This window comes from Streptomyces sp. bgisy027 (assembly GCF_057710365.1).
Genome location: NZ_JBYIVZ010000080.1, coordinates 24452 through 39727, shown reverse-complemented (window position 1 = coordinate 39727; position 15276 = coordinate 24452). Strand labels below are relative to the sequence as shown.

At 72.7% G+C, this 15276-nt stretch carries 9 protein-coding genes; 3 read left to right on the top strand and 6 right to left on the bottom strand.

The window, feature by feature from the left end; genetic code table 11:
• Window positions 1-151: 151 nt before the first annotated feature.
• Both AC3ETA_RS45065 and AC3ETA_RS45060 read left to right on the top strand, forming a co-directional pair.
• Complete coding sequence (locus AC3ETA_RS45065) at window positions 152-1609, top strand: NCS2 family permease (RefSeq protein ID WP_432198686.1); 1458 nt, start codon at window positions 152-154, stop codon at window positions 1607-1609.
• A gap of 47 nt (window positions 1610-1656) precedes the next feature.
• Window positions 1657-2814, top strand: a complete 1158-nt coding sequence (locus tag AC3ETA_RS45060; protein WP_432198685.1) for an XdhC family protein — start codon at window positions 1657-1659, stop codon at window positions 2812-2814.
• Window positions 2815-3136: 322 nt separating this feature from the next.
• Here AC3ETA_RS45060 and AC3ETA_RS45055 read toward each other — a convergent pair whose 3' ends face one another.
• The 6 genes from AC3ETA_RS45055 to AC3ETA_RS45030 form a co-directional block, all read right to left on the bottom strand.
• The gene (locus AC3ETA_RS45055) at window positions 3137-3580 is read right to left on the bottom strand and encodes an SRPBCC family protein (protein WP_432198684.1); all 444 of its coding nucleotides are present in this window, start codon (window positions 3578-3580) and stop codon (window positions 3137-3139) included.
• Between the two features lie 142 nt (window positions 3581-3722).
• Window positions 3723-4505, bottom strand: a complete 783-nt coding sequence (locus AC3ETA_RS45050) for a polysaccharide deacetylase family protein (protein WP_432198683.1) — start codon at window positions 4503-4505, stop codon at window positions 3723-3725.
• Window positions 4506-5319: 814 nt separating this feature from the next.
• Window positions 5320-8001 carry a SpoIIE family protein phosphatase gene (locus AC3ETA_RS45045; protein ID WP_432198682.1) on the bottom strand — a complete coding sequence of 894 codons (2682 nt, stop codon included), beginning with the start codon at window positions 7999-8001 and terminating at the stop codon, window positions 5320-5322.
• Window positions 8002-8111: 110 nt separating this feature from the next.
• Window positions 8112-9248, bottom strand: a complete 1137-nt coding sequence (locus AC3ETA_RS45040; protein ID WP_432198681.1) for a PP2C family protein-serine/threonine phosphatase — start codon at window positions 9246-9248, stop codon at window positions 8112-8114.
• 104 nt (window positions 9249-9352) lie between these two features.
• Window positions 9353-10111, bottom strand: a complete 759-nt coding sequence (locus AC3ETA_RS45035; protein ID WP_432198680.1) for an IclR family transcriptional regulator — start codon at window positions 10109-10111, stop codon at window positions 9353-9355.
• A 154-nt stretch (window positions 10112-10265) separates the two neighbouring features.
• Window positions 10266-12332, bottom strand: a complete 2067-nt coding sequence (locus tag AC3ETA_RS45030; RefSeq protein ID WP_432198679.1) for a SpoIIE family protein phosphatase — start codon at window positions 12330-12332, stop codon at window positions 10266-10268.
• Between the two features lie 230 nt (window positions 12333-12562).
• Between AC3ETA_RS45030 and AC3ETA_RS45025 the strand changes: the two genes are divergently transcribed.
• The gene (locus AC3ETA_RS45025) at window positions 12563-15040 is read left to right on the top strand and encodes a SpoIIE family protein phosphatase (RefSeq protein ID WP_432198678.1); all 2478 of its coding nucleotides are present in this window, start codon (window positions 12563-12565) and stop codon (window positions 15038-15040) included.
• Window positions 15041-15276 lie beyond the last annotated feature (236 nt).

The following is a 15276-nucleotide window of genomic DNA, read 5'->3' as shown; positions in this document are numbered from 1 at the left end:
GAACCTGGTTCCTTTTCTGGGGGGGACTTCTCCCCCCCAGGCCCCCCGATGTTCGTCTCGGGCCGTCCCCCGGGTCGTGCACCTCCCCAAATCCCGCACATCGCCGAAGGCAACCCGCGGGTGCCCCTTTGAACCTTGGGAGTAGGCCCACATGACCCAGCAGTCACTGGAGTCGGCGACCACAGCCGAAGACGCGGGAGAAGGCACCCGCGTCCCGGCCGGCAGGTCCTGGCTCGACCGGTACTTTCACATAACCAAGAGAGAATCCACGGTCGCGCGTGAGGTGCGCGGCGGCGTCACGACCTTCATGGCGATGGCGTACATCCTCCTGCTCAACCCGCTGATCCTGTCCGGCAAGGACGCGGTCGGCGACACTCTCGCCCAGAAGGCACTGATCACCGCAACCGCGTTCGCGGCCGCCATCAGCACGCTGCTGATGGGCTTCTTCGGCAAGGTGCCGCTCGCCCTCGCCGCCGGCCTCTCCGTCTCCGGCGTCCTCGCCTCGCAGGTCGCCCCGCAGATGACCTGGCCGCAGGCCATGGGCATGTGCGTGATGTACGGCGTGGTCATCATGCTGCTGGTCGTCACCGGCCTGCGCGAGATGATCATGAACGCGATCCCGCTCGCGCTCAAGCACGCCATCACCATGGGCATCGGCCTGTTCGTCGCGCTGATCGGCCTGGTGAAGGCCGGTTTCGTGCACCAGGGCAAGGCGACCCCGCTCAGCCTCGGCCCGACCGGCGAACTGGCCGGCTGGCCGGTCCTGCTCTTCGCCGCCACGCTGCTCGTGATCTTCATGCTCCAGGCGCGCGGCATCCCCGGCGCGATCCTGATCGGTATCGTCGGCGGCACCGTGGTCGCCGTCGTTCTCAACGCGGCCGGCGCCATCGACCCCAAGCAGTGGGCCAGCGGCGCTCCCGAACTCCACGGCAGCGCGGTGTCCATGCCGGACTTCTCGATCTTCGGCAACGTCGAGTTCGGCGGCTGGGGCGAGGTCGGCGCGATGACCGTCGGCATGATCGTGTTCACCCTGGTGCTCGCCGGCTTCTTCGACGCGATGGCCACCATCATCGGCGTCGGCACCGAGGCCAAGCTCGCCGACGACAAGGGCCGGATGCCGGGCCTGTCGAAGGCGCTGTTCATCGACGGCGCCGGCGGCGCGATCGGCGGTGTGTCCGGCGCGTCCGGGCAGACGGTGTTCGTCGAGTCGGCGACCGGCGTCGGCGAGGGTGCCCGTACGGGGCTGTCCTCGGTCGTCACCGGCCTGTTCTTCGCGGCCTGCCTCTTCTTCACCCCGCTCACGGCGATCGTGCCGGGCGAGGTCGCGGCGGCGGCCCTGGTGGTCATCGGCGGCATGATGATGATGAACGCCCGCCACGTGGACTGGGCCGACCGGGCCACCGCGATCCCGGTGTTCCTCACCGTGGTGATCATGCCGTTCACGTACTCGATCACGGCCGGTGTCGCCGCCGGTGTCATCTCGTACGTCGCCATCAAGATCGCTCAGGGCAAGGCGCGGGAGATCGGGGCGTTCATGTGGGCCCTGACAGGCATCTTCATCGTCTATTTCGCCCTCAATCCCATTGAGAGCTGGATGGGCGTGCACTAGCCGTGCGCGTACCGCCCTCCACACAACCGCTTTAAGGAGACCGACAGATGCTGGACATCGCCGAAGAGCTGCACCGGTGGGTCGAGCAGGGACGCGACTTCGCCGTGGCCACCGTGGTGGCGGTCGGCGGCAGCGCACCGCGCCGGCCCGGCGCCGCACTCGCGGTGGACGCCGACGGCACGGCGATCGGCTCGGTCTCCGGCGGCTGTGTGGAGGGCGCGGTCTACGAACTGTGCCAACAGGCCCTCCAGGACGGCGAGACGGTCCTGGAGCGCTTCGGCTACAGCGACGAGGACGCCTTCGCCGTCGGACTGACGTGCGGGGGCATCATCGACATCCTCGTCACCCCGGTACGGACGCAGGACCCGGCCCGCCCGGTGCTGGCGGCGGCCCTGGCCGCGGCGTCGGCCGGCGAGGCGGCGGCGGTCGCCCGGGTCGTCTCCGGCCCCCCGGACCTGATGGGCCGCGCGCTGCTGGTCCGTCCCGACGGCGGCTACGACGGCGGCTACGGCGGCCATCCCGAACTGGACCGCACGGTCGCCGCGGAGGCGGGCGCGTTCCTGGACGCGGGCCGCACGGGCACCCTGGAGATCGGCGAACAGGGCTCGCGCTGCGGCTCCCCGCTCACCGTCCTGGTCGAGTCCTCCGTCCCCGCACCCCGCATGATCGTCTTCGGCGCGATCGACTTCGCGTCGGCGCTCGTGCGGATCGGCAAGTTCCTGAACTACCACGTGACGGTGTGCGACGCCCGGCCGGTCTTCGCGACGAGGACCCGCTTCCCGGAGGCGGACGAGATCGTCGTGGAGTGGCCGCACAAGTACCTGGAGCGCACCGAGGTGGACGCGCGCACGGTCCTGTGCGTGCTCACCCACGACGCCAAGTTCGACGTCCCGCTGCTCCGGCTGGCGCTGCGGCTGCCGGTGGCGTACGTGGGCGCGATGGGCTCGCGCCGCACCCACCTGGACCGCAACGAGCGGCTCAGGCAGGTCGGCGTCACCGAACTGGAGCTGGCCCGGCTCCGCTCACCGATCGGCCTCGACCTCGGCGCCCGTACGCCCGAGGAGACGGCCCTGTCGATCGCCTCGGAGATCGTCGCCGGCCGGCGTGGCGGCAGCGGTGTCTCACTGACCGGCGCGCACACGCCGATCCATCACGACGCGGTGTCCACGTCCGATCCGGCGGGCCGGATCGGGTCGGTGGCCTGAGTCCACGGCGCCGGCTGGTCGGGCCGGGCGAAGGCGTAGTCCGGGGCGCCGACCCGTGAGATCCGTACGTGGCGCAGGAGTTCCCGCACGCTGCCCGTGATGCCCATCGCCCACCCGGTCCGCGGTTCCGGCTCGCTCGGGGTGGCCGGTGCTCGACGTCGGACCAGCGGGCGCCGTCGGCGTCCCGGGTCGTGTGCGCGGCGATGCCGGCGACGAGAACCTCGGCGAGACCGGGGGTGTCGCCCTGCTCGGCACTGGCACGGCCGTCCGCGGGCCTCACCTGCGCATCGACCCGTACCGGACGCGTCCGGCCGAAGGGCCGTCACGCCCGTCTGAGCAACCGATTCACGGCCCGCCCGAACACGAAGCGGGCCGTACGCTCCACCACCCCGTCCAGCGCCCCCGGCACGAACCGCACCCGCAGCTCCTCCCGCCACACCACCCGTGCCCGCCCGCCCGGCCCGGGACGCACCTCGATCTCGGCCCAGCCGCTCATCACCCGGCCCCGCTTCTCCAGGCGGCACACACCGGGCGTGTCGTCGTCGGACGGGGGCTGCCAGACCGTCACCTCCATCGGGTCGTCGAAGGAGAGAGGGCCGAGGCCGGAGCGGGCGACGAAGCGTGTGCCCTCGTGCGTCGGGGCCGGGGTGACGACCCGGATGCGGGTCAGGGGGACGACATCGGCGTGGCGGGGCCACTCCGTCAGGCGGCGCCACGCCTCGGTGAGAGGGAGCGGAACCGTGCGTTCGAGGGAGAAGTTCGCCACGGAGTGATCCTACGTAAACCGTGCTGTGCGATCAGGGCTGGTCACAGCACCGTCATCCGGTGGATGCGCGTGGCGTACACGGGGTGTACAAGGGGCCCGGCCGCGCCTCGGCTCGCAGACGTCGATCGTCATGCGCGGCGCCTCACCGGTACACCTTCCCCGGCTCCGCCTTCCCCGGCGCGAGCAGCTGCGGAACCGTCACGAACACGAACCCGCGGTCCTTCAGCGCGTCGATGATTCCGGGCACCGCCGGCACGGTCCCGTCGTAGATGTCGTGCAGCAGGATGATGCCGTCGCGGTCGGTCTGGTCGAGGACACGCTGCTCTATGAGCTCGGAGTCGTCGGTCTTGTAGTCCTTGGCGGTCACGCTCCACAGGACCTCGGACATGCCCAGCTCGCGGCAGATGTCGTGCACCGTGTCGTCGGTACGGCCCTGAGGCGGGCGCATCAGCGTCGGGCGCCGTCCGATGAGTTGCTCTATCGCCTTGTTGGGGCGCTCTATCTCGTCGCGTATCGCGTCGGGTTCCAGCTCCGTGAGCCTCTTGTGGTCCCAGGTGTGGTTGGCCACCTCGTGACCCTCGTCGGCCATCCGCTCCACGAGCTCCGGGTACTTCTCGATGTGCCGCTTGCCCAGGAGGAAGAAGGTCGCCGGGACCTTCTCCTCCTTGAGGATGTCAAGCAGACGCGCGGAGTGTTCGCTCGGCCCGGCGTCGAAGGTCAGCGCGACGCATTTGGCCTCGCGGCAGTCGACGCCGCCGGAGAGGGTGCCGGCGGTGGGCGCGGCCTGGGCCCGTGCAGCGCTGGGCGAAGTGGTCTCCAGGCGCACGTACTGACTGAACGCCACCAAGGAAGCGGCCGCCACCAGAACGGCGGCGGCACACAACCAGGCCCATGGCTTTTTCATCTTCTTGGTCAGAGAAGGCATGTCGTGACTATACATGGCGAGTATACATGCTATGTATAGAGGCTGTTCATAGCCTCTGAACTGCGCGTTCCGTTTGTTTGCCGGCCTGCCTCGTCCAGGCGATCGCCCTGCCCGCGCCACGTCAGCCGGATCCCGGCCGCGGCGCGGGACGGAGGCCAACAGGACGCGGGTGTACGGGTCTTCGGGCGCGTCCAGCACCCTGTCCGTCGCCCTGCTCGACCACCGTGCCGCGGCGCGTCACCACCGTCTCGTCGGTGATGCGCCGGACGACGCGGTCATGCGGGGCTCCTCTTGGCCAGGGCGGAGGTGAGCGACAGCTCGTCCGGGAGGTCGGTCAGCCGTCGGCACGCCATCGTCCCGCCGCCCGGCAACGGCAGCGGCAGCGGCTCCGGGATCCAGGTGGCGCACTCCGGCTCGGCGTGCGGGCGGTGCCCCGCGATCGGGCGGTGCCCCGCGATCGGGCCTGCCCGGCCGCCGGACGCCGGTCAACGGCGAGGGCGGCCCGGTAGGTCAGCAGCCGGGCCCGCGATCGGGCGGCGCCCCGCGATCGGGTTGCGCCCCGCGATCGGGCAGCCGGTGAACGCGTCGGACAGGGATGGCCGCCGACCGAGATCGGCTCCAACGCGCGCACGGTGGTGGCGAGTTCGGGGGAGCGGGCGAGCAGGCCGCGTGTGCAGGGGTGCCGGGCGTGGGTGAAGAGACGCTCCGCGTCGTGCTGTTCCACCACACGGCCGGCGTACCGGAGCCGCGCAACCGCCGGGCGACCTGAGCGCACCCCGCCGTATCGCCCGTCACAGCTCTGCCGTGCGGGCGGTCACCGCCCCCGCGGCAGCGGCTGTTCCGTCCAGATCACCTTGCCGTCCGCCGTGTAACGGGTGCCCCAGCGCTCGGCGAACTGGGCCACCAGGAACAGGCCCCGGCCGCCCTCGTCGGTGGTGGCCGCGCTGCGCAGGTGCGGGGCGGTGCTGCTGCCGTCGGAGACCTCGCAGATCAGCATGAGGTCGCGGATCAGACGGACCCGGATCGGGCCGGTGGCGTGGCGCAGGGCGTTGGTGACCAGCTCGCTCAGGATCAGCTCGGTGGTGAACGCCTCCTCCGCCAGCCCCCACTCCTCCAGCGTGCGGACCGCGGCCGCCCGTACCCGGGCCACGGCGGAGGGGTCGGGCGGGACGTCCCAGGAGGCCGTGCGGTCGGAGGGCAGCAGCCGGGTCCGGGCGACGACGAGGGCGACGTCGTCGCGGGGACGCTCGGGAAGCATGGCCTCCAGGACCGCCTTGCACGTCTCCTCCGGCCCCCGGCCCCGCGTCGGGGGCGTCGCGGCGAGCGCGTCGCGCAGCCGCTCCAGGCCCTCGTCGATGTCGCGGCCCTGGTCCTCGACCAGCCCGTCCGTGTACAGCACCAGCCCGCTGCCCTCGGGCAGCCGCACCTCGGTCGCCTCGAAGGGCATGCTGCCGCCCAGGCCCAGCGGCGCCCCGCCGGGCACGGTCAGGAACTCGACCTCGCCGTCCGGGTGCACGAGCGCCGGTTCGAGGTGGCCGGCGCGGGAGAGGGCGCACAGCCCGGTGGACGGGTCGTACACCGCGTACAGACAGGTCGCCCCGGTGATCGGCGCCACCTCCTCATCGCCCTCGCCCTCGTCCTGGTCGATGCGGGCCACCAACTCGTCCAGATGGCCGAGGAGTTCGTCGGGCGGCAGGTCCAGCGTGGAGAAGTTGTCGACCGCGGTGCGCAGCCGGCCCATCGTCGCCGCCGCGTGCAGCCCGTGGCCCACGACGTCACCGACGACCAGCGCCACCCGCGCGCCCGGCAGCGGGATGACGTCGAACCAGTCCCCGCCGACCCCGCCCTGCGCCGCCTGTGCCGGCAGGTAGCGGTAGGCCACGTCGAGCGCGCTCTGCCCGGGCAGCGCCCGCGGCAGCAGACTGCGTTGCAGCGTCACCGACAGGGTGTGCTCCCGGGTGTAGCGGCGGGCGTTGTCGATGCTGACGGCGGCCCGCGCCACCAACTCCTCGGCGAGGGAGACGTCCTCGCGCTCGAAGGCCTCGGGCCGGTCGGCGCGCCAGAAGGTGGCCATGCCCATGATGACGCCCCGGGCCCGCAGCGGGACCGTGAGCATCGCGTGGAGCCCGTAGCGCACGAGCGTGCGGGCGTGCGCGGGATCCTGCTCGTGCCAGCCCGCGAAGGCGGGCAGGTCCGTCTCCAGCACCGACTCGCCCGTACCGAACCCGAACGCCTGCGGCGTGCCGGGGGCGAAGTGGATCAGCTTGCCGATGGGATAGAGCGGGCTGTCGTCCCGAACGCCCTGGAACGCCACCCGGCGCATGTCGGCGCGGCCCTCCTTCGGCTCCTCGCCGCGCAGCACCGGATCCGAGAGGTCGACGGAGACGAAGTCGGCGAACCGCGGCACCGCGAAGTCGGTCAGCTCCTGCGAGGTGCGGGTGACGTCGAGGGTGGTGCCGATCTCGAGCCCGGCGTCGTACAGCAGCTTCAACCGCTCCTGCGCCACGTCCGCCCGGCCTGTCAGCGTGCGCAGCTCGGTGGTGTCCCGCAGCGTCGCCACGCTGCCGGGCGGCCCGCCGTCCCGGTCGGTCGAGCGCTGGCTGACCGCGAGCAGCCGGCCCTGCGTCAGATGCACCTCGTCGGTGGCGTCCCGCCCGGAGGCGAACAGCCGGGCCAGGTCGTTGCCGATACCGAGGGAGACACAGGGCCGCCCCTCCGCGTCCGCGGTCAGTCCGAGCAGCCGACGCGCCTCGTCGTTCGCCAGCGCCAGCCGGCGCCGGTCGTCCATGATCAGCACGCCTTCCCGCACGGAGTGCAGGACCGCGTCGTGATGCTCGTACATCCGCGTCATCTCTTCGGGTCCCAGCCCGTGCGTCTGCCGCAGCAGCCGACGGCTGACCAGCGCGGTCCCGGCGGTGGCGAGGGCGAGCGCGGCGGCCGCCGAGCCGAGCAGCGTGGGCAGCTGGTGTTCCACGACCCCGCCGACGCTGTCCAGCGTCACCCCCGCGGCGACCAGGGCGACGACCTTGCCGTTGTCGTCGGCCACGGGAACCACGGCCCGCACGGACGGACCCAGGGTGCCGGTGTACGTCTCCCGGACGATCCCGCCCGCCGCGGCCGGGGCGATGGTGCCGATGAAGTGCTGGCCGATCCGGTCGGGGTTGGGGTGGGTGTAGCGGATCCCGTCCTTGGTCATCACGACGATGAAGTCCACGTCGGTGGCCTTGCGCGCCGCCTCGGCGCGGGGCTGGAGCACCGCGCTGGGGTCAGGGCTCGACAGGGCGTCTTCGATGCCCGGCGCGTTCGCGAAGGACTCGGCGACGGCGAGGGACCGGTTGCCCGCCTCCCGCCTGGTGTCGGTGCGCACCTGGAGCACCAGAGCCACCACGGCGGCCACCACGAGGAGCACGACGATGGCCGCCTGCAGCACGAAGACCTGCCTGGCCACGGTACGCGCGCTCAACAGCGGGCGCAGGCGGCCGAGGAATCCGGCCATGCATCATTTCTAACACCGTTCCACGAGGCGGGCACGGTGCTTGACAAGGGAAGCCGCGCGGCCCGCCAGGAGCCGTCGGCGCAACCGCGGACCCGGGGGCGCCGGCGGACCTACGACGGGCACGACTCCACGCACCCGGCACCCGACGGCTCGGCCGCGGCCGACGCTCCGGCCGTGGCGGGCATGCGGAGCAGCAGCAGGGCCGCGTCGTCGTGCAGCCGGCCGCCGACGTGGTCCTGGAGCTCGCCGTGCAGCGCGGTGACGGTGTCCACGGGCTCGTCGCAGGTGTGCCGGGCCAGCCCCTCGGCGAGCGGGTAGAACTCGCGGTCGCGGTTGCGGGCCTCGGTGACGCCGTCGGTGTACAGCAGCAACTGGTCCCCGTCGGTGAAGGGCAGCACGTGCAGCGTGGGCGCCTCGCCCGACAGGCTGCGCAGACCGAGCGGCGGCGCGGGACGGTCCGGCTCCACCGGTACGACGACGGAGTCCCGCACCAGCAGCGGCGGCGCGTGCCCGCAGTTGACGACCTCCAGCTGCCCGGCGCGGGGATACCCGGCGACCACGGCGGTGACGAAGTCGTCGCTGCCCAGGTTGCGCGCCAGGCTCCGCTCGATCCTGGCGACCACGTCCAGCAGATCGGGCTCGTCATGGGCGGCCTCGCGGAACACGCCGACCACCAGCGCCGCCGTGCTCACCGCAGGCAGCCCCTTGCCCCGCACGTCACCGACGATCAGCCGGACCCCGTGCGGCGTCGACACCAGCGCGTACAGATCCCCGCCGATGCGGGCCTCGGCCGCGGCGGCGCTGTAGCGCACGGCCACCTGGAACGGTCCGACCGTCGCCGGAACCGGCTGCAGAAGCGCGTGCTGCGCGGCCTCGGCGACCGAGCGCACCGCCGCCAGCACCCGCTCGCGCCGGATGCGCAACGTGCTGGTCGCGGCACACGCCGCCGTGATCACCAGCAGGGACGCCAGCGCGACCACCAGCTCGCTGTCCGCGGCACCGCCCCGCACACCGAGGGCCATCCCCAGCGCGGCCGACAGCAGCCCCACGCAGAGGACACCGCGCGGCCCGCCGGTGGCGGCGGCGAGCGCGGGGCCCGTGGCGAGCAGCGGCACCCAGGTCACCCCCGAGCCGCCCGCGAGGTCGACGAGCACGAGACCGCAGACGATCAGAATGGGCAGTACGGGCGTGGCGGCGACCATTCGCCTCGGCCAGTGGTCGGGGTCGTGATCAGGAGCCTTGCTCATCGCTTGTCTGCTGTCCTCACTTGTGCGCAGGGGCGTACGCCCAATGAAATGTCCGGTTTATTCAGGAAACGGGTTGGACCCCGTATCGGACAAGCACCGGGATTTCAGATAGTGAGCGACAGGCCCCTGGTCACCCGGTCCGCGGTCGGGATCAGCCGTGCCGTGACCTCCTCCAGCCGCGAGCGACGGTCGGCCCGCAGTGAGACGCCGAGCGAGCCGAGCGTGTTCCCGCTGTACACCGGCACCGCGACACAGACCGTGCCGAGGGCGTACTCCTCCATGTCCGTGACCGCCGGGGCCAGGGGCGAGGAGTCGAGCCGTCTGAGCAGTTCGGGGCGGTCGGTGATGGTCCGCGGCGTGAGATCGGCGAGCTGGTGCCGGGACAGGTACTCCTTGCGCGCCTCCTCGTCCAGCTCCCGCAGCACGGACTTGCCGAGCGCCGTGGCGTGCCCCGCGTCCTCGAAGCCCACCCAGAGATCGACGCGGGGGGCGCGCGGACCGTCGACGATCTCGGCCACCCGGATCTCGCCCTCCTCGTAGAAGGTGAGGTAGGCGGCGCTGGACAGCTCGTCACGGAGCGCGGCCAGCGCGGGCCGGATCCGGCTGAGCAGTGCCTGCGCCCGACCCGTGGTGTGCAGTGTCTGGAGCCGCTCGCCCAGAATGAACCCGCCGTCGGGGAGCTTGCGCACATAGCCGTCGTGGACCAGCGTCCGCAGCAGGTGGTACGCCGTGGCCAAGGGCAGGCCCGTCTCCCGTGCCAGCTGCTTCGCGGGCGCGCCGTTCTCGTGCGCGCTCATCGCCTCCAGCAGCCGGAAGGCGCGCTGCACCGAGCCGATGAGCGTGGGGCCGTCACTGACACCCATAGGAACCAGCGTGCGCCGGGCGCCCGGCGGGGGCAAGGCGGGGCCGGGTGGCGCGCGCCCACAGCACCGAGAGCGGCGGGCTGTGCGGGTCTGCAGTGCTGGGAGTGGTGGGCCGCGCGGGCCTACAGCACCGCAGGCTCGGGGCCGTGCGCGGCTACAGCACCCGGGCGACGAGCAGCGCGACGTCGTCGTGGTCGTCGGGATGGCGCAGGCCGTACAGCAGGAGGTCGCAGGTCTCCTCCAGGGGCCTGCGGGGTTCGTCGAGGAAGCCGAGCAGGACGTTGAGCCGGTCGTCGATCGAGTGGGCCCGGGTCTCGACCAGGCCGTCGGTGTACAGGACCAGCAGATCGCCGGGGCCGAGCTCGACGCTGGTGGTCCGGAACGGGATGCCGCCGACGCCGAGCGGGGCGCCGGCGGGCAGTTCGAGCAGCTCCGGCCGCTCTCCGGGACGTGCCAGCGCGGGCGGCATGTGTCCGGCGTTGGCGATGTGGCAGCGCCGGGTGCGTGGGTCGAACACCGCGTACAGGCAGGTGACGATGTAGTGCTCCAGATCGCAGGTGATCTTGTCCAGGTGCCGCAGCACGGCCCCCGGATCGAGATCGAGGTCGGCGTAGGCACAGGTCGCGGTGCGCAGCCGGCCCATGGTCGCGGCGGCGTCGATGCCGTTGCCCATGACGTCACCGACGACCAGCGTGGTCTTGTCGTCCTCCAGCGGGATGACGTCGTACCAGTCGCCGCCGACCTCGCTGGTGGCCTGCGCGGGCTGGTAGCGGTAGGCGATCTCGAGGCCGGTGTGGTGCGGCGGATGGTCCGGCAGCAGGCTGCGCTGGAGGGTGAGGGCGGTGTTGCGCACGCTCTGGAACCAGCGGGCGTTGTCGATGGCGACGGCGGCCCGGCTGGCCAGCTCGCTCGCGAGGACGACGTCGTCCTCGTCGAACGGCACCGGGTTGCGGGTCCGCTTGAGGTCGAGGGCGCCCAGCACCTCGCCGTGCGCGATCAGCGGCACCGCCATGTAGGAGTGCACGCCGGCCCGCGCCAGCAGACTGGTCGCCTCGGGGTCCCGGGCGATGCGCCGCAGGTCGTCCTCGCCGACGTGCCGTACCAGGACCGGCCGGGCGGTGTGCACGCAGAGCGTGACCAGCCGGTCGCCGTCGTAGGCGGCGAGATCACCGGGCGGGTCCGCCGCGCGCAGCGCCGCACTCGGGTACGACGACTTCAGCGCGAGCGCACGGAACAGCTCGGGGCCGTTGTCCGGCCGGCGCATGCGCCGGCACGCGAGCGCCGAGTCCAGCACGTCCACGGCGACCACGTCGGCGAGCTCGGGCGTGGCGATCTCCGCCAGCTCGTTCGCGGTGCGCTCCACCTCCAGCGTGGTGCCGACCCGGGTGGACGCGTCCGCGATCAGCGCGAGGCGCCGGCGGGCCCGGTCGGCCTCGGCGGCGGCCCGGTGCCGCTCGGTGACGTCGACGAAGGAGATGGCCGCGCCCAGGACCCGCCCGCCGGGATCCTCCAGCCGGTAGAAGGACAGCGACCAGGCGCGCTCGTGCTCGGGGTCGGCCGGGGGGCGGCCCACGTGGTACTGGTCGAGCAGCGGGGTGCCGGTGGCGAGCACCTGGCGCAGGCAGGACACGATCGTGTCGATGTCGGGCATCGGCAGCGTCTCCATCAGCCGACGGCCCACATGGTCCTCCGCGGGTGTGCCGTCGATCCGCTCCAGTGCCGGGTTGACCAGCAGGAACCGCAGCTCCGGGTCGACCAGGGCGATACCGATCGGGGACTGGTTGATCAGCCGCTCGCACAGCGCCAGGTCCGTCTCCACACGCTGGAGCAGCGAGTGGTCGGCCGCGATGCCCAGGGCGTACACGTCCCCGAGATCGTCCAGCAGCCGCATGTTGCGGAACTCCGTCAGCCGGGTGCTGCCGTCCTTGTGCCGGACCGGGAAGGTGCCGGCCCAGCTGCGGCCGGTCTCCAGGACCTCCGTGAACAGCTGCACCACGGCCGGCAGCTGTTCGGGGTGGATGAACAGCCGCGCCGCGGGCGTGCCCAGCGCCTCCTCGGCGGTGTACCCGAAGAGGTCCTCCGCCTGCGGGGTCCAGAACACCACGCGCCCCTCGGCGTCCACGACCACCGCGGCCACGCTCAGCACGTCGAGCAGGCCGGTCGGCCGGGGCGGCACGGGGGAGTACCCGCCACTGTCGGATTCGAAGGTCTCGGCTGCCATCCCAGCTCCTCCGCCGCGGGCCGGCCACAACCGCCGACCACGGCCCCCCGGGGCCACGGCGGCGACGACCGGCACCTCCATGCTCTCTCCGCGTGCGCGCCTTGCCCACTCCGGGCACCCCACGACCGTCACGGGACGGGAACGGGTGCCGTGGGCCCGTGCACATCGGGCGGACTAGCAGGAACATGGTCGTGTAGAGGACGGGATCCAGGGACGCTGCGTGAGGACCCATGGACGTACCCCGAGAAAAGCCCGACGCGCCCGCGTCGGCAGGACAGCGCGCCCTCCTCGACGCGTCCACCGACGCGGCGGCGGTGGTGTCGGGGCATGGCGTCGTGCTCGGCTGGACCCGGGCCGCGGAGGAACTCCTCGGCCTGCCCGCGGCGCAGATCGTCGGCTCCTCCGCCGCGCGGCTGCTGGCGATGCCCGGCGACCCGCTGCGGGTGGCGGGAGTCGCCGACCGCTGCCGGGCCGGCATGGGGTGGAGCGGCCACATTCCGCTGCGGCACTCCGACGGCAGCCGCATCGACGTGGATCTGCGGGTCTCCGCGTCCTTCGGAGTGGGCGCCGAGGAGTGCTTCCTGATCTCGGCGCGCGAGCAGCACCAGCAGTGGGCGGTCGGTGACTCCGTCCTCGACGGCTTTCTGACCCGCGCCCCGGTCGGCATGGCGGTGATGGACACCCAGCTGCGCTACATCTGGCTCAACGACACCCTGGAACGCTTCGGCGGCGTGCCCCGTGCGCAGCGGCTCGGCCGCCGCCTCAGCGAACTGCTGCCCGGACTCCAGGCGGACACCATCGAGGGCCTGATGCGCAAGGTCCTGGAGACCGGAGTGCCGGTCACGGACTACGAGTACGTCGGCTGGAGCTGGGCCGACCCGCGCCGCCAGCACGCCTACTCCACGTCGTTCTTCCCCCTCACCGGCCCCGAGAGCACGATCACCGGGGTCTGCTACATGGTCTCGGACGTCACCGAACGGTGGAACGCCCGCCAGTTGCTGTCCCTGGTCAACGAGGCGGGCACCCGCATCGGCACCACCCTGGACGTGCTGTGGACGGCCCAGGAGCTGGCCGACTTCGCCGTGCCCCGGTTCGCGGACTTCGTCGTCGTGGACCTGCTGGAGCCCGTGCTCAGCAACGAGGGGCACGGGGCATGGCTGACCGACGCGGGCCCCGCTCCCGCGAAGCCCGTCATGCGCCGGGCCGGCATGAGCTCGGTGCGCGAGGGCTGCCCGGAGGCCGTGGCGCGGATCGGGGAGCGGGTGGACTTCGTGCCGCCGCCGCACGGCGCGGATCTGCTCATCGGGGGCGATCCGATCCTCATCCCGGTCCTCGACCCGGCCGACGAACTGTGGGTCACCGAACAGCCCGCACGGGCCGCCAGCATGCGCGAGTTCGGTCTGCACTCCCTCATCTCGGTGCCGATGCGGGCCCGCAACACCGCGCTCGGCCTCGCCACGTTCATCCGGTCGCTCAACCCGATCTCGTTCCAGCCCGACGACGTCCTCGTCGCCCAGGAACTGGTGGCCCGGGCGGCCCTGTGCGTCGACAACGCCCGCCGCTACACCCGCGAGCACACGGCGGCCGTCACCCTCCAGCGCAGTCTGCTGCCGCAGGCCCTGACGGGCGGTACGGCACTGGAGGTCGCTTCCTCCTACCTGCCCGCGGACCCGACCGGTGGCGTGGGCGGCGACTGGTTCGACGTGATCCAGCTGTCCGGCGCCCGGGTCGGCCTCGTCGTCGGCGACGTCGTCGGGCACGGCATCGCCGCCGCGGCGACCATGGGCCGGCTGCGCACCGCCGTACAGACCCTCGCCGACATGGAGATGCCGCCCGACGAACTGCTGGCCCACCTCGACGACCTGGTGCTGCGGCTCAGCGAGGAGCGGTCCGAGGACGGGACCGAGGCGGACCACCGGGGCACGGCCGGCTTCCTCGGCGCGACCTGCCTGTACGCCGTCTACGACCCGGTCACCAGGCGCTGCACGATGGCCCGCGCCGGGCACCCGCCGCCGGTCGTCGTGACGCCCGACGGGCAGGTGTCCTTCCCGGAGCCCCCGGCGGGACCCCCGCTCGGACTCGGCGGGATGGGGTTCGAGGCCGGCGAGATAGAGCTCGCCGAGGGCAGCCTGTTCGGCCTGTACACCGACGGCCTCGTCGAGGCGGCCGACGACGACATGGAACGCGGCATGGCCCGGCTGGGCGAGCTGCTGTCCCGTCAGGGGCTGGACCTGGCCGCACTGTGCACGTCCACGGTGCGCGAGGTCGTGCCCGCGCCGCAGCCCGACGACATCGCCCTGCTCCTCGCGCGCACCCACGCCCTGGGGGCCGAGCACGTCGTCTCCTTCGAGGTGCCCGTGGACCCGGCCGCCGTCGCCGAGGTCCGGGCCCGCGCGACCCGCCAGGTCGAGGCGTGGGGGTTCGGCGAACTGGCCATGACGACCGAACTGATCGTCAGCGAGCTGGTCACCAACGCCATCCGCTACGCCGAACCGCCCATCCGGCTACGGCTGCTCCGCGACTCCCGGCTGACCTGCGAGGTCGCCGACGGCAGCAGCACCGCCCCGCGACTGCGCCACGCCCGCAGCATGGACGAGGGCGGACGCGGCCTGTTCCTGGTGGCCCAGCTCGCCCACCGCTGGGGCGCCCGCTACACCACCGAGGGCAAGATCATCTGGGCCGAGCAGGAGCTCCCGCGAACGCACTGAACCCGCCACCCGCGGCCGGCCCGGGCGGCGTGGCCCTGCCCCTCGGGGTGCCCTGGCGACCCCGGCCCGCGGCACCCCGCGATCCTCGCCTGCCGGGACGCCTCATCGCACGATCGAGCCCCTGTCCCGGAGCGGGGGCAGCCCGCCGGGACAGAAGCAGTGCCTGGCCCGGACAGCGGAATGCCGAGGCCGGACAGGCGAGTGCCGGGCCCGGATCGACCGGGCCCGGCACTCCG